This window comes from Streptosporangium sp. NPDC003464 (genome assembly GCF_053588315.1).
Window position 1 is genome coordinate 1 of the sequence record NZ_JBSFPS010000033.1, and the last position, 20,497, is coordinate 20,497.

15 protein-coding genes are annotated in these 20,497 nt (G+C 72.1%); 7 read left to right on the forward strand and 8 right to left on the reverse strand.

The genetic code is table 11. The features are described 5' to 3' along the window. From ACWDS7_RS10345 to ACWDS7_RS10355, 3 genes are all read right to left on the reverse strand, one after another. Nucleotides 1-1,044, reverse strand: a 1,044-nt coding sequence (locus tag ACWDS7_RS10345) for a lantibiotic dehydratase (protein ID WP_451929006.1), incomplete at its 3' end; no start/stop codon positions are given. Continuing rightward, on the reverse strand, nt 1,041-1,808 hold the full coding sequence (locus ACWDS7_RS10350; RefSeq protein ID WP_306862556.1) for a thioesterase II family protein: 768 nt from the start codon (nt 1,806-1,808) through the stop codon (nt 1,041-1,043). The genes ACWDS7_RS10350 and ACWDS7_RS10345, both read right to left, overlap by 4 nt. Beyond that, complete coding sequence (locus ACWDS7_RS10355) at nt 1,805-5,263, reverse strand: amino acid adenylation domain-containing protein (RefSeq protein WP_451929007.1); 3,459 nt, start codon at nt 5,261-5,263, stop codon at nt 1,805-1,807. The genes ACWDS7_RS10350 and ACWDS7_RS10355 overlap by 4 nt, the downstream gene beginning before the upstream one ends. A gap of 214 nt (nt 5,264-5,477) precedes the next feature. Here ACWDS7_RS10355 and ACWDS7_RS10360 point away from each other — a divergent pair, with 214 nt between their 5' ends. The 6 genes from ACWDS7_RS10360 (at nt 5,478) to ACWDS7_RS10385 (ending at nt 14,545) form a co-directional block, all read left to right on the forward strand. Further along, nucleotides 5,478-7,295 (forward strand): BTAD domain-containing putative transcriptional regulator, encoded by a 1,818-nt coding sequence (locus tag ACWDS7_RS10360; protein WP_451929008.1) that lies wholly within the window; start codon nt 5,478-5,480, stop codon nt 7,293-7,295. A gap of 488 nt (nt 7,296-7,783) precedes the next feature. Then, entirely contained in the window at nt 7,784-9,208 is a 1,425-nt protein-coding gene (locus tag ACWDS7_RS10365) for an alkaline phosphatase PhoX (RefSeq protein WP_451929009.1), read from the forward strand. 256 nt (nt 9,209-9,464) lie between these two features. Continuing rightward, complete coding sequence (locus ACWDS7_RS10370) at nt 9,465-10,961, forward strand: serine hydrolase domain-containing protein (protein ID WP_451929010.1); 1,497 nt, start codon at nt 9,465-9,467, stop codon at nt 10,959-10,961. A 364-nt stretch (nt 10,962-11,325) separates the two neighbouring features. Then, nucleotides 11,326-12,540, forward strand: a complete 1,215-nt coding sequence (locus tag ACWDS7_RS10375) for an amidohydrolase (protein ID WP_451929011.1) — start codon at nt 11,326-11,328, stop codon at nt 12,538-12,540. A 576-nt stretch (nt 12,541-13,116) separates the two neighbouring features. Then, a complete protein-coding gene (locus ACWDS7_RS10380; RefSeq protein WP_306862532.1) occupies nt 13,117-13,332 on the forward strand; it encodes a hypothetical protein in 216 nt (71 codons plus the stop codon). 256 nt (nt 13,333-13,588) lie between these two features. Further along, nucleotides 13,589-14,545, forward strand: a complete 957-nt coding sequence (locus tag ACWDS7_RS10385) for an NAD(P)H-binding protein (RefSeq protein ID WP_451929012.1) — start codon at nt 13,589-13,591, stop codon at nt 14,543-14,545. A 215-nt stretch (nt 14,546-14,760) separates the two neighbouring features. Here the strand turns inward: ACWDS7_RS10385 and ACWDS7_RS10390 are convergent, their stop codons facing one another. Beyond that, nucleotides 14,761-15,231 (reverse strand): MarR family winged helix-turn-helix transcriptional regulator, encoded by a 471-nt coding sequence (locus ACWDS7_RS10390; RefSeq protein WP_306862527.1) that lies wholly within the window; start codon nt 15,229-15,231, stop codon nt 14,761-14,763. Nucleotides 15,232-15,306: 75 nt separating this feature from the next. On the opposite strand from ACWDS7_RS10390, the gene ACWDS7_RS10395 reads away from it, so the two are divergent. Continuing rightward, entirely contained in the window at nt 15,307-17,400 is a 2,094-nt protein-coding gene (locus tag ACWDS7_RS10395) for an MMPL family transporter (protein WP_451929013.1), read from the forward strand. Between the two features lie 57 nt (nt 17,401-17,457). Here ACWDS7_RS10395 and ACWDS7_RS10400 read toward each other — a convergent pair whose 3' ends face one another. From ACWDS7_RS10400 to ACWDS7_RS10415, 4 genes are read right to left on the reverse strand one after another with little or no spacing between them, the layout of a single operon-like run. After that, on the reverse strand, nt 17,458-18,096 hold the full coding sequence (locus tag ACWDS7_RS10400; protein ID WP_451929014.1) for an NAD(P)-dependent oxidoreductase: 639 nt from the start codon (nt 18,094-18,096) through the stop codon (nt 17,458-17,460). After that, entirely contained in the window at nt 18,093-18,917 is an 825-nt protein-coding gene (locus tag ACWDS7_RS10405) for an SGNH/GDSL hydrolase family protein (protein ID WP_306862520.1), read from the reverse strand. The genes ACWDS7_RS10400 and ACWDS7_RS10405 overlap by 4 nt, the downstream gene beginning before the upstream one ends. Continuing rightward, entirely contained in the window at nt 18,914-19,654 is a 741-nt protein-coding gene (locus ACWDS7_RS10410; RefSeq protein WP_451929015.1) for a hypothetical protein, read from the reverse strand. The genes ACWDS7_RS10405 and ACWDS7_RS10410 overlap by 4 nt, the downstream gene beginning before the upstream one ends. Then, a complete protein-coding gene (locus ACWDS7_RS10415; RefSeq protein WP_451929016.1) occupies nt 19,651-20,433 on the reverse strand; it encodes an SDR family NAD(P)-dependent oxidoreductase in 783 nt (260 codons plus the stop codon). The genes ACWDS7_RS10410 and ACWDS7_RS10415 overlap by 4 nt, the downstream gene beginning before the upstream one ends. Between the last annotated feature and the right edge of the window lie 64 nt (nt 20,434-20,497).

Here is a 20,497-nt window from a genome sequence, read left to right on the forward strand (position 1 = left end):
GGTGGTGTCCTCGTAACACAGCGTGCGACCGGCGTACATCTGCCCGTCCCGCCGCCGCGGCGCGGCACCGGTGACCGCGGTGAACTCCGCGTCCAACCCAGCCAGCGCCTCCTTCAACCCCGCCGGATCACCCGCGGCGGCGGCCACCGCGTCACGGGCCGCGCACAACCGCGCCAGCCCCGCCGCGGCGTGTCCGCGCAGTTCGGTGTCCCCGATCGAGGCGATCCGCTCACGCAGTGCCTGCTCGGCGTCGCGGCCGATCGGCAGCGCCGCGTCCCAGGTGATCAACTCCCGCTCGACCAGCCGCTCCAGCAGCAGGTAGCCGTCCTCCGGCCGGTCCAACTCCGTGACGATCTCCACCGCCGGGGTGCGCCCGTCACAGCGGGCCAGCACCGCCGCCTCCACCGGCGACAGCGCCAGCGGCGGCTGCATCGGTCGCAGCAGCGACCGCTCCTGCACGGTGAGATGCGGCAGCAGCGCCGGCGGCCACCAGCGGCGGACCAGCGGATCGCCGGCCAGGTGATCGGCGTAGGCGGTCATCGCCCAGCCCTCGAAGAACACCCGTCGGTGGCGGAGCAGGCCCGGGCCGGTCCGGACGCTCAGCGCCTGTTCGGACCGCTCGACGTCGATCCAGCAGACCGGGCCGAAGAACCCGATGGTCTCGTTCTTGGCGCAGTAACGCTGCCAGTAACGGATCACCGCCCGCTCCCGGTCCCGGCGCCGCACGTTACGGCTCGCCTCCGGACCACCGGCCACCAAGCCGTCCAAGGCGACCAGCACACCCGGGTTCTGCCAGGTCACCGCCTCACGGAACAGCGGATCAGCGGCGATCTCACAGATCTTGCGAGCCCCCGCCGCGACCGCCTCGGCCAGCGTCTTGTCGAACATCTCCGCGTCACCGTTACCGGCGAGCAGGTCGTCGGCCGCGGCGGCGGCCGCGGGCGCCGCGAAGGCGTCCAACCCGTCGGCGGGGAACCCCGTCGTGCGCAGCAACGCGTCCGGCCACACCGACCAGCCGCTGTCTCCCAGTCTCACCTTCGTCACAGCCCACCGCCCGCGGCCCTGAGGTCCGCCGACAGCAGGGTGGTCAGGTCGGCCAGCCTGTCCTGGAGGAAGAAGTGACCGCCGTCGAGGCGGTGCAGGGCGAAGCCCGCGGCGGTGTGCTGCTCCCAGGCGGCCACCTGCTCCATCGAGACGGCCCGGTCGAGCGTGCCGGCGAAGGCCGTGATCGGCACCGGCAGCGCCGGTCCGGGCTGGTAGACGTAGTCGTCCAGCCAGGCGAAGTCCGCCCGCAGCGTCGGCAGCAGCAGCTCCAGCAGTTCCGGCTCGGCGGCGACCGCCTCGGGCACACCGCCCCCGGCCACCACCCGGGTCACCAGCTCGTCGTCGGAGACGCGGGAGAGCCCGTCGAAGGTGTCGGCGGAGGCGTGCAGATGCGGTGCGCGGGCGGCGCCCACATACAGCCGGACCGGCAGCGGCGCGTCGGCACGGTCCAGCCGCCGGGTCACCTCGAACGCCAGCCGCGCGCCCAGCGAGTGCCCGTACAGCGCGTAGGGGCGGCTGTCGGCGGTCACGGCGTCGGCGACCGCGTCGGCCAGCTCGGCCAGGTCGATCTCGGGCGGCTCGACGATCCGGTTCTCCCTGCCCGGTAGCTGGACGCCCACCACCTCCACGTCGGGGGCGAGGGCGGCCGGCCAGGGGTGGAACACGCCCGCGCCCGCGCCGGCGTACGGCAGGCAGAACAGCCGGAGCGGCGCGTGCGGCAGGGGCCGCGCGCACCGGAACCAGCGGGCCGTCAGGGTGGTCATCGGGTGCCTCCCGGCGGGTCGATCCAGTAGCGCTGTCGTTGGAAGGGATAGGTCGGCAGCGGTACCCGCCGCCCTGGGACGGCGGAGCCGGAAGGCAGCGCCTCCGGCGCGCCGGCCTGGGACATCAGCCGGTCGGGGTCGAGGGCCGCGATCGCCTCGGCGAGGCTGCCGCACTCCACGACGGCCCGGTGGGCGAAGGAACGGCGTCCGGCCGTCAGGGTGTGCGCCACGTCGGCCGGTGACAGGTGCGGGTTGGCGGCGAGATGCTCGCGCAGCCGTACGATCGCGGCGCGGAGGGCCTCGGGAGAGCGGGCGGAGATCGGGAGCAGATACCGGCCCCCGGAGGCGGGCACCGTGGCCTGCGGCTGCGGCGCCTCGGACACCAGGACGTGGGCCCCGGTGCCGCCGATGCCGATCGCGCTGACCCCGGCCACCCGCCGGCGGCCCTCGGGCCAGTGCACCGTCTTGGCAGGCAGGTAGAACGGCCCGCGCTCCAGGTCGAGCTGCGGGTTGGGGGAGTCGAGGTGCAGGTTGCCGGGGATCTGCCCGTGCCGTACCGACAGGACCGCCTTGATGAACCCCGCGATCCCGGAGGCGGCGTCGGTGTGGCCGATGTTGGTCTTGACCGCGCCCAGCGCGCAGTGACCGGTGTCCCGCGCGCCGGCCGCCCGGAAGGCCCGGGTCAGCGCCTCCACCTCGATGGCGTCGCCCAGCGGCGTGCCGCTGCCGTGCGCCTCCACCATGCCGATCTCGTCGGGGGAGATCCCCGCGTCGCCGAGGGCCTCGGTCACCGCGGCCACCTGACCGCTCAGACCCGGTACGGCGAAGCCGGCCCGGGCGGCGCCGTCGTTGCCGACCGCCCAGCCGGGGATCACGGCGTACACGTGGTCGCCGTCGGCCATGGCGTCGGCGAGCCGCTTGAGCGCCACCACGCCGCTCCCGCTGGAGAATCCCGAGCCGTTGGCCGCGGCGTCGAAGGCGCGGCACCGCCCGTCCGGGGAGACCATCCCGCCGGGGGTGTGCCGGTAGCGGGGCCAGGTGACGCTGACCCCGCCCGCGAGCGCGAGGTCGCAGCGGTGGTCGGCGAGGTTCTGGGCGGCCATGCACACCGCAACCAGGGAGCTGGAGCAGGCGGTCTGCACCGCGACCGCCGGTCCGGTCAGCCCGAGCCGGTAGGCGACCTGCCCGGGCAGGTGGTCGGCGCGCTGGTGGGGCAGGAGCCGCCCCTCCCAGTCGTCGGGGTCGTCCGGGGCGCCGGCGGCGGGGTTGCCGAACAGGTGGAACAGGAAGTAGCGGTTGGCCGAGGTGGAGGCGTACACGCCGATCTGGCCGTCGAAGCGGCCCGGGTCGTATCCCGCGTCCTCCAGGGCCTCCCAGGCCGTCTCCAGGAACAGGCGGTGCTGCGGATCGGTGCGGGCGGCCTCCTCGGCGGTGAACCCGAAGAACTCGGCGTCGAAGTCCGCCACCCCGTCCAGCTTCCCGCCGGCCCTCACGTGCGCGGGGTCGGCCAGCAGCCCCGCCCCGACGCCCAGCTCGCGCAGCTCCGATTCCGGGTAGTCCCAGATGGCGTCCACTCCGTCGGACAGCACGGACCAGAACGCGGCCGGGTCGGGAGCGCCGGGGAAGCGGCAGGCCAGGCCGACCACCGCGATGTGGCCGTCGAGGTCGTCGAGGTCGTCGAAGCCGGCGGCGGCGGAGGGGACCGCGGCCGGCGGCGGCGGGGGCGGCGTGTCGGCCGGGGCGGACAGGGCCCGGGCCTGGGCCCGCACCGTGGTGTGCTCGAACAGCGTCACCATCGGCACCGGAGTCCCGAACGTCTCGGACAGGCGCTGCTGGAGCCGTCCCAGGAGCAGGGAGTGGCCGCCGGCGTCGAAGAACGGCTCGGTCACGCCGATCCGCGCCACGCCGAGCACCTCGCACCAGGCGTCGTGCACGGTGGCCTCGGCGGGGGTGGCCGGCCGCTCGCCGTCGCGGACGGGGCCCGGAGCGGGCAGGGCCCGGGCGTCCACCTTGCCGGTCGGGGTGAGCGGCAGCGCGTCGAGCACCATGATCGCCGCGGGGACCAGGTAGTCCGGGAGGACCTCGGCGGCGCTCCGCCGCATCGCGGCCGGATCGAGCACGGCGCCGGGGGCGGGCTGTACATGGGCGACGAGCCGGTCCCCGGCGAGCGTGACCACGGCCCTGGCCACCCCGGGCTGTCCGGCCAGGTGCGTCTCCACCTCGGCCGGCTCGACGCGGAACCCGCGCACCTTGATCTGCCGGTCCAGTCTGCCCAGGCAGACCAGCGTGCCGTCGGGCAGCTCGCGTCCCAGGTCTCCGGTGCGGTAGACCCGCCTGCCGTCGCCGTCGGTGGTGAATCGCGCGGCGGTGCGCTCGGGGTCCCGCCAATATCCCAGGGCCAGGTACGGGCTGCGGATGGCGATCTCGCCCTCGCCGCCGTCGGCGTCCAGCAGGACCACCTCGTAGCCCGGCAGCGCACGGCCGATCGGCACCAGGGGGCCCGGCTCCGGCCCGGCCTCCGAGGGGTCGAAGGAGATCCGGTGGTGGGCCACGAAGGTGGCCTCGGTGGCCCCGTACCCGTTGACGAACTGGCAGCGGTCGGCGAAACGTCCCCGGCCGGCGGCCACGTCGGAGCCGGTCACCCGCTCGCCGCCGAGCAGCACGGCGCGGACCGAGGGCAGCCGGCCGGCGGGCCCCAGCGCGTCGAGCACGTAGCGGTAGAGCGTCGGGGTGGAGTGGTAGACGGTCACGCCCAGGTCGGCCAGGCGGCGCACCAGCTCGCCCGGCCCGAGCGCGCGGACGTCGATCGGCACCACGGCCGCGCCGCTCAGCAGCGCGGGGTAGATGTCCGGGATGGAGGCGTCGAAGCTGACCGAGGCGAGCAGGCTGAGCCGGTCCTCGGAGGTGATCGACAGGCTCTCGATCTGGTTGCCGACGCAGTGCGCCAGGTTCCGGTGGCTCTGGGCCACCCCCTTGGGCACGCCGGTGGATCCGGAGGTGTAGCGCAGGTAGGCCACGCTGTCCGGCTCGACCGTCTCGGGGGCCACCGGCGCCGCCGGGGTCGCGTCCTCGACGAGGACCACGGCGCAGGACCGCTCGCCGAGGAGGGTACGGGCGAGCGCCTCGTGCCTGCGGGTGGTGACCAGCACGCTCACATCGGCGTCGTCGACCATGTACGCCAGCCGCGGCACCGGATACGAGGGGTCCAGCGGGACGTAGACGCAGCCGGAGAGCAGGGTCCCCAGGATGGCGGCGATGACCGTCGCGTCGTGACCGGTCAGGAGGCCGACCCGCCCTCCCGGACGGCCGCCGGCCTCGGTGACGAGGCGTTGGATCCCACCGGCCGCGGCGGCGAGCTCACCGTAAGTGATTGAAGCATCAACCGAATACACCGCAACGCGGTCAGAATTGCTGTTAACGACGTCGAGGAATCGGCCGACTACCATCTGTTGCATTACCGGAATTCCCGCATGTTGTTCACCATCTGGATCCGCCGTTACCCCGTGTTACGCCGTTAGGTACGACTTGCGGCATCTGCCACATGGAACGTTAAAGGCCGGACATTGCCGATCATTAGCCGTAAGATTGCTATGTCCGCAAACGAGGTAAATGCGGCTTAGGGGTGTCCTTCCGCAACGGAGCGTGAGGGGCCCAGGCGGAGGAACAGGCATGATCGTCGACAGGGCTGTTCCCACCTACGACTTCCAGATTCTCGGACCGTTCCGGGTCTGCCGGGACGGGATCACGGTGGCGCTGCCGGCACGGCACCCCCGCATGCTGCTGGCCGTGCTGCTGCTGCACAACGGCGAGGTCGTCGCCGAGAGACGGCTGCTGGAGCAGGTGTGGGGCCACGGCTCGGGCAGCACGATCGCCCTGCGCACCGCCGTGTCGCGGCTGCGCTCCTGGCTGCGCGACAAGGCCGGCGCGGTCGCCTCCATCGAGCACGTCGACAGCGGCTACCGGCTGCGGCTGCCGCCCCGGTTCATCGACGCCGCCCGGTTCCGCGCCGCGCTGGCCGCCGACTCCGACACCGCCGGCCTCGATCCCCACCAGCGCCTGTCCTCCCTGATGGGCGCGCTCGAACAGTGGCACGGCTCCGTGCTGGACGGCGCCCCCGACGGGGTGCGGGAGGACCCTGCGGTACGGGCCCTGGACGACGACCACGCCATGTGCCTGCAGCGGCTGGCCGCGCTCGCCATCTCGGTCCAGGCCCCCGAGCTGCTGCTGCCCAGGACCCGCGCCCTGGCCCGGGCCCGGCCGTTCGACGAGCCGCTGCACACACGCCTGATCGAGCTGTACGCCGCCTGCGGCCGGCCCGCCGAGGCGCTCATGGAGTACGAGCGGCTGAGATCCCGGCTCGCCGACGAGCTGGGCGTCGCGCCCAGCGCGGACGCCCAGCGCGCCTACCTCACCGTGCTCGACCAGGACCCGCTCGGCGGGTTCGAACGGGTCCACGGCACGGGATGGGGACGCACGATCGTGCCTCACCAGGTCCCCGCCGACACCGCCGACTTCCTGGGGCGAGACAAGGCGATCGCCGTGCTCCTCGACCACCTGGGCGGGCTGCTGAACGACCCGGCGTGGCCGGCCCCGCTGATCGCGGGCGTCACCGGCCCGGCCGGGGCCGGCAAGACCACCCTGGCCGTGCACGTCGCGCACCGGCTGGCGCCGATGTACATGGACGGCCAGCTCTACGCCGACCTGCGCGGCACCGGGAACGCTCCCGAGTCCCCGGCCCGCGTGCTCGGACGGTTCCTGCGGGCGCTCGGGGTCGGCAAGGCCGCCGTCCCGGACGACCTGGCCGAGCGCATGGCCCTGTACCGCAGCCTCATGAACGGCCGCCGCATCCTGGTCGTGCTGGACGACGCCGTGGGAGAGGCGCAGGTGAGGCCGCTGCTCCCCGCCTCCTCGGCGTGCTCGGTCCTGGTCACCAGCCGGTCCCGGCTGGTGGGCGTCAGCGGCGCCAAGTTCGTGGATCTCGACGGGTTCGACACCGACCACGCCATCCAGCTCCTGGCGGCCGTCGCCGGGCACGAACGGGTCATCGCCGAGCCCGACGCCGCGGCCGAGCTGGTCCGGCTCTGCGGCGGGCTGCCCCTGGCGGTGCGCATCTGCGGCGCCCGGCTCGCCGCCCGCCCGCGCTGGCCGCTCGCCGCCCTCGCCGCCCTGCTCCGTGACGAGCGTGGCCGCCTGGACGAGCTGAGCGTCGCGGACCTGGCCGTACGGGACGGCCTGCGGCACAGCTACTCGCGGATGAACGAGGAGGTCCAGCAGACGCTGGCCCGGCTGGCCCGGCTGGGGCCCGTCGACTTCACGATCGGCACCGTCGCCGCCGTCTGCGGCCTGGACCACGACTCCGCCGGGCGGCACCTCGGCGCCCTGGTCGAGACCCGCTCCGCCTCGGTGGTCGACAACGGCCAGGCCGGGCAGTTCCACTACCGCCTCGACGAGCTGGTCCGGCTGTTCGCCCTCGACCCGCGGGCCTGACCAATGTTCACAGGCGCGATATGACCTGATATGAGAGGCAATGCCCGAGCCTGATAACTCACCGAATTCGCGTTAACGCCGCCCGTATCAAGAACGCCACGGAGAATCCGGTCAAGCCGGGTCCGCACCCCGCGCCCCACCCGCTCCCGGTCTCTTTATGATCACGAAAACATCGTTTTCTCCCGGCGCGCCGAGAAGGGTGTCGGGAGCAGGGTCCCCGCGTATCACCCCGGCCACGGTCAAGGTCGACGGAGGTCTCCCTGGCCGCGGTCAAGGTCGACGGAGGTCGCCGCGGCGCGGGGAGCCCACCGCCGCCGGAGCGGGGAGCCCGCCACGCGCCGGACCGATGGCCCACGGGGCGCCGTCCGGCGCCGCGGCCGATCGTTCGCCGTCCGTTCACCCCGGTGACCGCATCGGGGAAAGAAGCGTTCAGCCTGGGGGACTTGAGTCCCGTCATACCTACCAAAATGGATGAAAAAGGTACTTCTATGACTCCCCCGATCTCGCGCCGCGACCTGCTACGTTCCGGGGCCGCGGGTGGCCTGGGCATCGCCATCATCGGCAGCGTCGACGCCATCGCCGGTCCCGCCGCCGCCCAGACCGCCCAGGCCGGCCTCAAGGCGGTGGGTTACGGCCCCGTCGTCGCCGACCCGGCCGGCCTGCTCGCGCTGCCGCGCGGCTTCTCCTACAAGATCGTCGCCCAGGCCGGCAAGACGCTCCTGGAGACGGGCGAGCCGACTCCGAGCGACGCCGACGGCACCGGGTTCTTCCGGGGAAGCAACGGCTCCGTCCTGGTCAACAACCACGAGATCGGCGGGAACGAGCCCTACCCCGTGCCGGCCCTGCCGGGCCTGACCTACGACCCCGGCGCACGCGGCGGCACCACCAACATCGAGGTCGACGGCCAGGGGAACCGGATCCGCGAGTACGTCAGCGTGGCCGGCACGCACAACAACTGCGCGGGCGGCATCACCCCCTGGAGCACCTGGCTGACGTGCGAGGAGACCGAGCAGCGCGCCGGCGGGGTCTTCCAGAAGAACCACGGGTACGTCTTCGAGGTGGACCCGTTCGACCGCGACGCCAACCTCGACCCGGTCCCGCTGAAGTTCCTGGGCAGGTTCTCGCACGAGGCCGTCGCGGTCGACCCGCACACCTCCGCGATCTACGAGACCGAGGACGCGGGCGGGCCGAACGGCCTGTACTTCCGCTGGACCCCGCCCAGGCACTTCCGGGGCGGCAAGGGCGCGCTCCGGGCGCTCGCGCTCGGTGAGGGCGGCGACACCGCTGGCACCCTGCAGGCCATGAGCTGCTTCAAGGGGAGCAGGCACATCGCCGACCTGTCCGAGGCCACCCAGCCGGGCACCCGCTACAGGGTGGAGTGGATCGACGTGCCGGACCGCGACGCCGCGACGGTCTCGGTGCGCAAGCAGTTCGCCGACGGCCAGGTCACCCGCAGCCGCAAGCTTGAGGGCGCCTGGTGGGCCGACGGCGGCGCCTACTTCGTCTCCAGCTACGCCCGCACCGACGACGGCAGCGTCAACGAGCACGACGGGCAGGTGTGGTTCTACGACCCCAGGTCGGAGACGGTCACCCTCAGGACCATCTTCGGAGTCAACCCGGACCCCGAGCAGGACACCGACTACGACGGCCCGGACAACATCACGGTCTCCCCGTACGGCGGGATCATCCTGGCCGAGGACGGCGAGGGCCTCTCGCACCTGGTCGGCGTCACCAAGCAGGGGAAGGCCTACCCGATGGCCCGCAACGAGCTCAACGACAGCGAGTTCACCGGCCCGACCTTCAGCGCGGACGGGAGGATCCTGTTCGCCAACATCCAGTCCCCGGGCTACGTGTTCGCGATCACCGGCCCCTGGGGCCGGCCCAGCAACGGCGACGGAGGCCAGCACGGCTGACGGCCGCACGACCGCGGGACGCCACCGCATGACCGCCGAGTCACCTTCACGTGACCGCGGGCACCGTCACTGACGCGGGAACCACCGCATGACCGCGGGGCGCCGCGCCGCCGGATGACGGTCACGGCCGGCCGCCCCCTCGCCGCCCACCCCTGACGAAAGTCAGGGGTGGGCGGCGCCGATCGTGCGATACGGCCGCCCTCCACTGCTCCGTATGGTCCTCGGAGTCCCATACGGAGCAGTGACGGAGTGCATCGTGAAGAAGCTGGTGGCATGTGCCGGACTGGTGGCCGCGGTCCTGATACCGACGGCCCTGACCCCCGCCGCGGCCGCCGCCCCGCCCGGCGGCGCCCTCGACGCGGCTGCCGTCGACCGTTACGTGAACGACTATCTGCGGCGGACCGGCCTCCCCGGTGCCGTGGTCGCGGTCACCAGGGGCGACCAGGTCGTACGTGCCGCCGGTTACGGGCACGGCGCGGACGGCAGGGCCGTCACGGCGCGGACGCCGATGCCGGTGGCCTCGCTCTCCAAGTCCTTCACCGCCCTGGCCGTCATGCAACTGGTCGAGGCGGGCAGGGTGGACCTGGACGCGCCGGTCCGCCGGTATCTGCCCGAGTTCCGGCTGGCCGACCCGCGGGCCGCCAGGATCACCGTACGGCAGCTGCTGAACCAGACCTCCGGCATGGCCGACTCCGCCTTCCCCGACCTGACCCTGCCGCAGTCGGACACGCTGACCGGCGCCGTCGCCCGGATGCGCGGCGCGGAGCTGGCCACCGCACCGGGGACCAGGATGAGCTACCACAACCCCAACTACTTCGTCGCGGCGCGGCTGGTCGAGGTCGTGGCCGGGGTCCCGTTCGCCGAATACATGTCCGCCGAGGTGTTCAGGCCGATCGGCATGGCGGACACCACCACCGTCGACAGCACCGCGGAGATGCCGGGCGCCGCCAGGGGATACATCCGCGCCTACGGCCAGGTGATCCCGCGCGCCCATCCCCGCTGGTTCACCAACGGGGGCCACGGCGTCGTCACCACGGCCACCGACCTGTCCCGCTGGCTGATCACACAGAACAGCGGGGGGCGGACCGCCGACGGCCGACAGGTCGTCTCCGACCGGAGCATCGAGACCATGTGGACCCCTCCCAAGGGGGGCACCTACGGGATGGGCTGGCAGCGCGGCGGTCCTGAGCACGGCTCCACGTGGGTCCAGCACAGCGGCTGGCTGCTCACCCACAACTCCGTGCAGATCCTGGTCCCCGACGAAGGCTACGGCGTCGCCGTCGTCGCCAACACCGGGATGAGCCCCGACGACGACAGCGTGCTCATCGCGCGGGGCCTGGTGGACCTGGCCCAGGGCAGGACCCCGGAACCCACCGCGCCCTTCACCATGACCGCCGACCTCGTTCTCGCGGGCCTCACGATCCTCGCCCTCGCGCTCGGCGCGCGCGGCGCCCTCCGCTCACGGCGCTGGGCCCGGCGGAGGGCGGGGCGCCCCCTGTGGCGGGCCGTCCTGCGGCTGTCGCCGTACGCTCTCCCCTTGGTGATCTTCGCCTCGCTCGCCTCGATCTTCGGCTTCCTCTACAACCGGGCCGGCACCATGGAGCAGATCACCTACCTGTGGCTGCCCCTCTACGTCTGGCTCGGGACGGCTGCCCTGGCGGGCGCCGTGGTGATCGCGGCACGCGGCTTCCACCTGATCAGAGCAGGCCGTCGGCCGTCCGATGTCCCGCCCACCGTCCCGCCCCGGCCGTGATCGGGCCGGGGCGTCGTGCAGTCCGGCGACCATCGAGACGGAGGAGACCGGTGGGCGGGCCCGGTCGGGCATCGCGATCACGTCGAGCGTGCCGGACAGGCACACGATGAAGGTCAGGTGCCCCGACGGCAGGCCGTGGTGCAGCCCCGGCGGACCGGTTATGCGGTAACCGGTGTACCTGGACACGGAACGGCGACGGCGCGAGCACGGAGTGCGAGCACGAGGTACGGGTCCGAGGCGCAGGTTCAAGGCGCGGGTCCGAGACTCGGGGCCGAGGCACCGGTCCGAGACGTGAGCACGCGTGAGGCCCCCTCACGGGCGATCGCCCTCCGGTGGCCGGACGGGGTGCCGGTAGGTTCCCTCCATGGACATTGCCATCATCAGTGGATTTGTCGTACCGGTGGAGGGTGATCCGATCGACGGCGGCACCGTCCTGATCCAGGACGGCAAGATCGTGGCGGTCGGTCCCGACGCCGAGGTCAGCGTGCCCGCCGGTGTCACGACGGTCGACGCGGGCGGCTCGTGGGTGCTGCCCGGCTTCGTGGAGGCACACGGCCACCTCGGCGTCCACGAGGAGGCCGAGGGCTGGGCCGGCCAGGACACCAACGAGATGACCGACCCCAACGGCGCCCGGCTGCGCGCCCTCGACGCGATCAACCCGGCCGACCTCGGCTTCGCCGACGCCCTGTCCGGCGGCGTCACCACCGCCGTCATCAAGCCCGGTTCGGGCAACCCCATCGGCGGGCAGACGGTCGCCGTCAAGTGCTGGGGCCGTACGGTCGACGACATGCTGGTCCGTGAGCCGGTGAGCGTGAAGAGCGCGCTGGGCGAGAACCCCAAGCGGGTCTACGGCGACCAGAAGAAGCTGCCCTCCACCCGGCAGGGCGTGGCCGCGGTGATCCGTGACGCGTTCACCAGGGCGCAGGACTACCGGGCCAAGCGGGAGCACGCCGAGGCCGAGGGCAAGCCGTTCGACCGCGACGGCACGCTGGAGATCCTCGTCCGGGTGCTCGACGGCGAGCTGCCGTGGTGCCAGCACACGCACCGGGCCGACGACATCGCCACCGCCCTCAGGCTGGCCGACGAGTTCGGCTACCGCGTGGTGATCAATCACGGCACCGAGGGATACCTGCTGGCCGACACGCTCGCCGAGAAGAACATCCCGGTGATCGTCGGCCCGCTGTTCACCAGCAGGTCGAAGGTGGAGCTGCGCCAGCGGTCGCTGCGCAATCCCGGCATCCTGGCCCGTGCCGGCGTCGAGCTGGCGATCACCACCGACCACCCGGTCGTGCCGATCCACTTCCTCGTGCACCAGGCGACGCTCGCGGTCAAGGAGGGCCTGGACCCCGTGGACGCGCTGCGCTCGATCACGCTGAACCCGGCCAGGATCATGGGCCTGGACGACCGGGTCGGAGCGCTGAGGCCGGGGCTGGACGGCGATGTCGTCATCTGGTCGGGCGACCCGCTCGACGTCATGAGCCGCGCGTTGCGGGTGTTCATCCAGGGCCGCGAGGTCTACAGCTTCTCGGCGGACAAGGGCGAGGGCGAGGTCGCCGACCCCTACTACCGGGCGCCCTGACCTGGCCCTCACCAGGGATGAGACCCCATTAATTTTGACAAAAGCTCCATAGAGCCTTAAATCCCACAAAACGCGCCAAGAGGGTCACTTGGCGCGTTTTCTCATTGCTGGAGGCTGATTAGAGGCTCAAGTAGACACCTAATGAGCTGGAAATTCGTCGCCGACTCGCGAGGCGGAGAGAAACTTAGATTCCCGACAGGTTGCCTATAGAAAGCAAGTATCCATAGAGCTATCATTTGGTTACCGGACGTATCAGTCTCACCGTCCGTCACCAAACGGCGATCACGCTGCCACGATCCACGCGGCAGCGGACGCCCCGGAGATCAGACAGGTAGCGAGCAGACACGGCGGGGCATCGAGCGATCAGATGTCTTTGAAACCTGCGCGCCATTCCCGACGACGGAATACCGACGCCGATACCGCCGGACAGCCCTCCGGCGAAGGCGTCCACACCAACTCAACAGGCCGAGGTCGGCCTCGTGAATCAGCAAACACGGCTACAGTACGCACGCCTGGCGCGCGTGACGAGAGAACTGTAGGCGGGCAGGGCGGCCCCGGCCTCCGATAGGAGGCATCATGAACCGACAGGCCCCGCTGTCCCTTGTCCTGGAGACAATGGCCGACAACCCCGACTGCCTCACGCTCTCCATCACGGCCCTGGCCCTGCTGATGCTCATCAGGAAGATCCGGAGGGTCCTCCGCCACCTGGTCGTCAGGCTGAGGTCCTTGCTGGCGACAGCCGACTTCACCTTCCGGTGGAAGAACATCACCGTGGCCTGCGACCACCGGTAGCGGATCCGGCGATCTTCCCGGCCCCCGGACGGGGCGGCCGTCGCACCCGATGACCGCAGCCGGCCGGTCGGCGTCTCGGCCAGGGAGATCACCTGAGCGGACGCCCCGCGACGACCGTCCCGGGGCGTCCGCGCAGCCGAGCCGCCGACACCTCCGCCGGACCGCGGGGCTGGTAGCGTTGATGATCTCGGATCCGCAACCTCCCCCGGTCGCCGGGGTGGCGCAAGATCTCCACTTCACGTCGGAGGGCCTTGCCATGGGTGGAATCAATCGGGTCACGGATGCGTCGCAGGCCCGTCTGCGCCTGCTGACCGCCGTCAGCGCCAGGAAGGACGCGGGCAGCAGCCCCACGGGGATCGTCGGGCGGAGCCTGGCGCGGCAGCTGCTGGAGACCGGGGATCGGGTGCGCGTCCTCGCCGAGCCCGGCCAGATGGACGGCTGGCCCGGCGGGGCCGAGGTCGTCGAGGGGTCCATCACCCGGCCGCTGGAGTGCGCCGAGGTCTTCGCCGGCGTTGACGGCGTCTTTCTCGCCGGAGCCGTGCCGGCGACGGTGCGGGATGCGCTGGAGGTCGCCCGGGGTGCCGGTGTGCGGCGGATCGTCGTGCTGTCCTCGCACGGGCCGGAGTACGAGGAGGCCTATCCGCCGGAGACGTGGTTCTGGCTGGCCGTCGAGCGGGCCGTCGAGCGCTCGGGGATGGAGTGGACGCACATCCGCCCGTCGGCGGTGATGGGAGCGGTGATCGAGGGCACCTATCCGGCCACGGGGTCGGACTGGCCGGACACGGTCAGGGGCGAGCGCGTCGTGCGGGAGGCCTTCCTGGACGGCGGCCACTATCCCTTCGTCCACGAGGACGACCTCGCCGCTGTCGCGGTGGCGGCGCTCCGCGCCGACGGCTATGTCGGCACCGTTCTCGAGGCCGTCGGACTGCCGATCAGCACCCGGTCGCGCGTGGCGAGCATCGCCAGAGCCATCGGCCGCGACATCGCCGCCGTCGAGGTGACGCCCGACGACAGCCGCGCGACCTGGCGGCGTCGCGGCTGGCCCGACAGCGGCATCGACGTGACGCTGTACGCCCTGGAGGAGTACGGCGCGCGGCTCGCCGAGCTCACCCGGTGGACGCTCGACCAGCGGCCGGCCGTACGCGAGATCATCGGCCGCCCGCCGCGCGGCTTCGACGACTGGGCGGCCGAGAACGCCCACCTGTTCCGCTGAACGTCCGCCTCACCCCGAGCCGAACGTCCGCCCTGCTCCGAGCCGACATCCGCCTTACCCCGAGCTGAACGCCGGCCCTGCCCGGAGCGGCGCCGGCCGCCGCTCCGGGCAGGCGGCGCGGGACGCCGCCGTCACCGGAGAGCGGGCGGTACGCGGTGAACGGGAGGAATCGACGCCGGTGTGCAACCGTTCCGCCCGCCCGCTCGAAGGCAAGGTCAGGGAGAACGCGGCGTGGCTCGCAACACGTCGAGTTCCTCGTTCATCGCGTCGAGAAAGGCGGCCACGGTGCGCAACTCCTCCGGGCTGAAACGCCGCAGGGCGTTGTCCGTGCCACGGCCGAGCGGGCGGAAGAAGGCGGCGGCGAACTCCTTCGCCGCGTCGAGGTAGTGCAGGTGGACCACGCGCCGGTCGTGCGCGTCGCGGACCCGGCGGATGTGCCCGGCCCGCTCCAGCCTGTCGAGGCAGGCGGTGATGGCACCCGACGTGAGGTTCAGCTCCTCCCGCAACCGGCCGGGAGTGATCGGCGACGGAGCGTCGAAGATCTTGATGAGGGCTTGGACGTCGGTGGTGTGCAGCCCGTGCTCGTGGGCGAACTCGTGGGCGATGCGGTTGAACTCGGCGGTCATCCGGCGCAGTCGTACCGCGAAGGACTGCAGGTCGACGCCCTCCTCGCTATCGCCGTTCATGCCGTCATGCTACATTAACTCAACAATTGAGTATCTCAATTATTGAGTTATATGGCATCACGGAAAGGCGATCTCATGGCGCGACAACCGATCCGCTGGCTCGTCCCGACGCTGCTGGTGCTGGTCTGGCTGGCCGTCGGCGGAGGGTTGGGGCCGTTCGCCGGCAAGCTCACCGAGGTGTCCACCAACGACCAGGCCGCGTTCCTGCCGCAGAGCGCGGAGTCGACGCGCGTGCTGGAGGTTCAGGAGGGTTTCCGCCAGGGTGAGACACAGCCGCTCATCGTGGTGTGGACCGCGGGCGGGAAGGACATCACTCCCGAGCAGAGCGCCGCGGCGACCCGGACGCTCGCCTCGCTGCGCGGCACGGCGGGCGTCGCCGGGACGCCCACACCCGCCCTCGGATCGGACGACGGCCGGGCGCTGCAGGGCGTGGTCCAGCTCAGCCCCGACGTCGAGGACTCGCTCGGGGAGACCCTGGACCGGATCGGCTCGGCGGTGGCGGTCGACGGCCTGCGGGCTCAGCTGGCGGGGCCGGCGGCCACCCGGGCCGACCTGTCCGGCGCTTTCGCCGGGATCGACGGCCTGCTGCTCGGGGTGGCGCTGATCACCGTGTTCGTCATTCTGCTGGCGGTGTACCGGAGCGTGCTGCTGCCTCTCGTCATCATCGTCGGCGCGGTCTTCGCCCTGGGCCTGGCATGCGCCGTGGTGTACTTCCTGGCCGACCGCGGTGTCGTCCGGGTCGACGGCCAGGTGCAGGGCATCCTGTTCATCCTGGTCATCGGCGCGGCCACCGACTACGCGTTGCTGCTGACCGCCCGCTTCCGGGAGGAACTGGCCACGACCGGCGACCGCTTCGCCGCGGGCCGCGTCGCGCTGCGGCGCTCGTTCGAACCGATCGTCGCCAGTGCCGCCACGGTGGCCCTGGCCCTGCTCGCGCTGCTGCTCAGCAGCCTGACCAACAACCGCGCGCTCGGCCCGGTGGGCGCCATCGGCATCGCGTGCGCCGCCCTCAGCGCGCTCACCTTCCTGCCCGCGGTTCTCGTCCTGCTGGGCCGCGCCGCCCTGTGGCCGGCGAAACCGCATCCGGCCGACGCCAAGGCCCGCGGGATCTGGGGACGGGTGGCCGCCCTGGTCGACCGCCGTCCGCGCCGCCTCTGGATCGTGACCGTCCTGCCCCTCATCGGCCTCGCCCTCTTCGTGCCGCAGCTGAACGCCAGAGGGGTGCCGCTGGACGAGACATTCGTGAACGACGCGCCGTCGGTGGCGGCACAGGCGACGCTGAGCGAGCACTTCCCCGGGGGCTCGGGGCAGCCCGCGGTCATCGTCGCCCCCGCCGGGCGGGCCGCGGCCGTGGAGAAGGCGGCCGCCGGCGTGGAGGGCGTGTCCGACGCCTCGGCGGTGACCCGGAGCGGACGGCCGGGCGACGCCCCCAAGGTCGTCGATGGACTCGTGCTGGTGGAGGCGACGTTGCGCGACGCGCCGGACAGCGACGCCGCCCAGGACACGGTCAAGCGCCTGCGCGCCGCGCTGGCCTCCGAGAACGGCGTCATGATCGGCGGATACAGCGCCCAGCGGTACGACACGACAGAGACCGCCGAGAACGACACGCTGCTCATCGTCCCGGTCGTCCTGGCGATCATCCTGCTCATCCTGATCGTCCTGCTGCGCTCGCTGGTGACGCCCGTGCTCCTGGTGGTCACCGTGGCACTGAACTTCCTGGCCACCCTCGGCGTCTCCACGCTGGTCTTCACGCACGTGCTCGGATTCACCGGCAGCGACGCGTCCGTGCCGCTGTACGGCTTCGTCTTCCTGGTCGCGCTGGGTGTGGACTACAACATCTTCCTCATGTCCAGGGTGCGCGAGGAGACCGCGCGCCACGGGGCGCGGGAGGGCGTGCTGCGCGGGCTGGTCACCACCGGCGGGGTGATCACTTCGGCGGGCGTCGTGCTCGCCGCCACCTTCGCCGCGCTGGTGGTGATCCCCCTCGCCTTCCTCGTGCAGACAGCCTTCATCGTCGCCTTCGGCGTCCTGCTCGACACCTTGGTGGTGCGGTCCCTGCTGGTCCCGGCGCTGGTACGGGATCTGGGCGCGCGGGCTTGGTGGCCCAGCCGCCTGGGCCGGTCCGAGGTACGGCAGGCGTCCCGGGGGCTGACCGGGGCGTCGAGGTGACATCCGGGAGCGAGCGGTTACCGCGGGTCTTCGCCTCGCCGACCGTCAGGCCGGGGTTCACGAGGAGATCTCCACGATTTTCTCCCAGGTCTCGCGATCCTCGATGTGACTGAGCATGTAGTGGGCGAGATCCGCCCGCGAGATGCTCTTCGGGTCCGGCAGGTGGTGACCCGCTGCCGCCCGATATCGGCCGGTGAGCGGCCGATCGGTGAGCATCGGCGGGCGGATGACCGTCCAGTCGAGGGTGCTGGCCCTGACGATGCCCTCCATGGTGGCCATGTCGGCGTAGCCGTGACGGTAGAGACGCTGGATGAGATATCTGGTGACGAGCCGCTGCGGCAGCGGCGTGCCGGGAGGGATCTCCAGACCCGCGGAGGACAGGCACACCAGGCGCCGCACCCCGGCGCTGCGCATCGCTTCGATGATCTTCGCCGTGCCCTGGGAGTAGACGGTGGTGGGATGCTTACGATCACGGCTGCCCAGGCAGGACAGGACGGCGTCGTGACCGCCGGTCGCGGCGCTCCACGTCCGGGGTTCCAACACGTCCCCGCGGATGACGGCCGATCGGGCACGGTCCTTCTCCGGGATCCCGTCCGGGGCACGGGCGACGACGGTGACATCGTGCCCGGCGTCGAGGGCCTGGGTCAGCAGCCGTGCACCGGTGCCCCCGGTGGCGCCGAAGACGAGCAGCTTCATGACACGCCGGCGAGCGCGTCGACCAGGGCGGCGGCCAGCGCCCGCTGGCCGGCGAGGGACAGGTGCACCCCGTCGTCGAGATGGGACGGCTCTGCCGTCTGCCCGGCGATGACGGACCGGATGTCGACTGTGCTGTCGGGCAGTGCGTTCAGGATCTTCCCGACCGCGTCGATGTCGCGATTGGTCCAGGTGATCCCCGCTTGCTGGAAGGGCTGGTAGGCCGCGACGCGCTCCTCGTCCACCCCGGGAGGTGTGAGCCACACCCATCGCGCCGTGGTGCGCCGCGCCGCGAGATCGCGCAGGGCGCGCAGGTTGCGTTCGGTCTCGGTGAGGCTGACCAGGGTCGGCCCGTCGGCCGACCCGAGACGCTGGACGTCGTTGGCGCCCAGCATGCACAGCACCCAGTCCGGGCGCTGGAAGGACAGGCCGGGCAGCGCGGCCAGTGCCTGGGTGGTCGTCTGGCCGGTGACCGCCATGTTGACGAGGCTGATGTCGTCGGCGGGACGCCGCAGCTCGACGAGGTGGCGCAGGATCTCGAACCACGACAGCAGGTCGCCCGTCGTGCTCTCCCCGACGGCCACGACACGCCGGCCCGGCTGGAAGGGCAGCCGGTCCACCTTCTCCGCGAATCCGGGCTCGGCCAGCAGATCCAGCGCGGCGCGGCGCGCCTGCTCGTCATGCGCTTGACGCATCTGGCGGTAGGAGCCGACGTCAAGTCCGAACAGGGCGGCGACGCGGTCGTCGTCGAGCCTGCCGAGATAGCCCAGGACCTTCTGCGGGTGCTGGAACCGGATGAGTCGTTCGGTCAGTGCGGTGTTCACGCGGCTTCCTTCCGATCTTCTGGCGTGCTCGATCGATCGCGGCTCGGAGCGGTCCTCTTGGTACGGGTGCGGGGCAGCAGGAAGCCCACGGCGATGAGCCAGGCCAGGGCCGTGAAGCGGGCCACGGGCAGCAGGAGAGCCGCCCCGGGGACCAGCAATGTCAGCGTGGACAGCTCCGCGACGGCGGCGACGGCCAGGCCGGCGAACGCGAGCGGGCGCGGCAGCAGCCCGGCCAGCCATCCCGGTACGGCGATGCCCGCCACGAGCAGCCCGAGGAAGACGACGTGTCCGGTGCCGCCGGCGGCGAACGCGAGGTTCTGCAGCGCGCGGACCACGACGGGCTCGGCAAGCACCTCCGGCCGGGACACCGTCCACACGAACAGCGCGGACAGGGCCAGCATGGCAGCGGCCAGCAGGCCGCCGGCCAGGGCGATGGTGGCCCCCGGCGCGCGGATGCCGAGATCGCGCAGCCGTACGGAAGCGGTGGCGGCGTAGATCGCCATCGGCACGGAGGCCGCGAACTGCAGGAACGCGCTCACCCGTACGGCGTCCTGGTTGTCGTGGAAATACGCGAGGATCTCGGCCGGGGAGCCGAAGGGCGACGGGAAGGTGGCACCGCCCGCCATGGCCGTGCTGACGGCGATCCCGCCGAGGAACAGCGCCGTGAAGACCACGGCGAGGATCCCGAGCGGCGGCCCGGCGTTCCTCTGGGGCCGGGTGTTCTCCGAGCCCGTCACGCGATCACCCGCCCGCCGGTCAGGTCGAGCGTCACCCCGGTCACCCAGGACGACGCGTCGGAGGCGAGATACAGCACGGCCTGTGCGACGTCGTCGGGCCGGCCGATGCGGCCCAGCGGGTAGGCGGCGGCCAGCTCCTCCAGCTGCCCGGCGGACACGAAGCGCCGCATGCGGTCGTTGAGCACCGCCGAGGGGGCCAGGCAGTTGACCCGGACCCCATGCCGGCCGACCTCGTTGGCCAGGTGCCCGGTGAGCATCACCACGCCGGCCTTCGCGGCCGCGTACGCGGCGTTCGCGCCGCTCGGCCGGCGTCCCGCGGTGGAGGACATCGTGATGATCGACCCGCCCCCTCGGCCGATCATGCCTGGCAGGAACGCGGTCACCGTCAGGTAGACCGACGTCAGGTCGGACTCGATGACCGCGCGCCACCGATCGGCCCCCAGCTCGGTGGTCGGCGTGGGAGCGCCCTGGCCCCCGGCGAACGCCGCCAGGACCTCCACCGGCCCCAACTCGTGCTCCACCGTGTCGCGTATCCCCCGTACCGCGCCCTCGTCGGTGACGTCGCCGGGCGCCGCCACCGCCGTACCCCCGGCTGTCACGATCCCGGCCACCACCGCGTCGACCGCGGCCCGATCGCGGCCGTTCACCGCGACCTTGACCCCGTTCGCCGCCAAGGCCCGGCAGGTCGCCGCCCCGATCCCCCGGGAGCCACCGGTGACCAGCGCGACCTTGCCCGCCAGGTCCGGGTAGTGCGGCTGTTGTCCGCCAACCTCGTTCAACGTCCCAGCTCCGTTCTCCTTGATGAACTATTCATAGCACAGAACTATTACACCTGGACTACTA

Coding starts and splice junctions, on each gene's coding strand:
- ACWDS7_RS10350 (WP_306862556.1), bottom strand. CDS start 1,808: ATGACCACCCTGACGGCCCGCTGGTTCCGGTGCGCGCGGCCCCTGCCG.
- ACWDS7_RS10355 (WP_451929007.1), bottom strand. CDS start 5,263: ATGCAACAGATGGTAGTCGGCCGATTCCTCGACGTCGTTAACAGCAAT.
- ACWDS7_RS10360 (WP_451929008.1), top strand. CDS start 5,478: ATGATCGTCGACAGGGCTGTTCCCACCTACGACTTCCAGATTCTCGGA.
- ACWDS7_RS10365 (WP_451929009.1), top strand. CDS start 7,784: ATGACTCCCCCGATCTCGCGCCGCGACCTGCTACGTTCCGGGGCCGCG.
- ACWDS7_RS10375 (WP_451929011.1), top strand. CDS start 11,326: ATGGACATTGCCATCATCAGTGGATTTGTCGTACCGGTGGAGGGTGAT.
- ACWDS7_RS10380 (WP_306862532.1), top strand. CDS start 13,117: ATGAACCGACAGGCCCCGCTGTCCCTTGTCCTGGAGACAATGGCCGAC.
- ACWDS7_RS10385 (WP_451929012.1), top strand. CDS start 13,589: ATGGGTGGAATCAATCGGGTCACGGATGCGTCGCAGGCCCGTCTGCGC.
- ACWDS7_RS10390 (WP_306862527.1), bottom strand. CDS start 15,231: ATGAACGGCGATAGCGAGGAGGGCGTCGACCTGCAGTCCTTCGCGGTA.
- ACWDS7_RS10395 (WP_451929013.1), top strand. CDS start 15,307: ATGGCGCGACAACCGATCCGCTGGCTCGTCCCGACGCTGCTGGTGCTG.
- ACWDS7_RS10400 (WP_451929014.1), bottom strand. CDS start 18,096: ATGAAGCTGCTCGTCTTCGGCGCCACCGGGGGCACCGGTGCACGGCTG.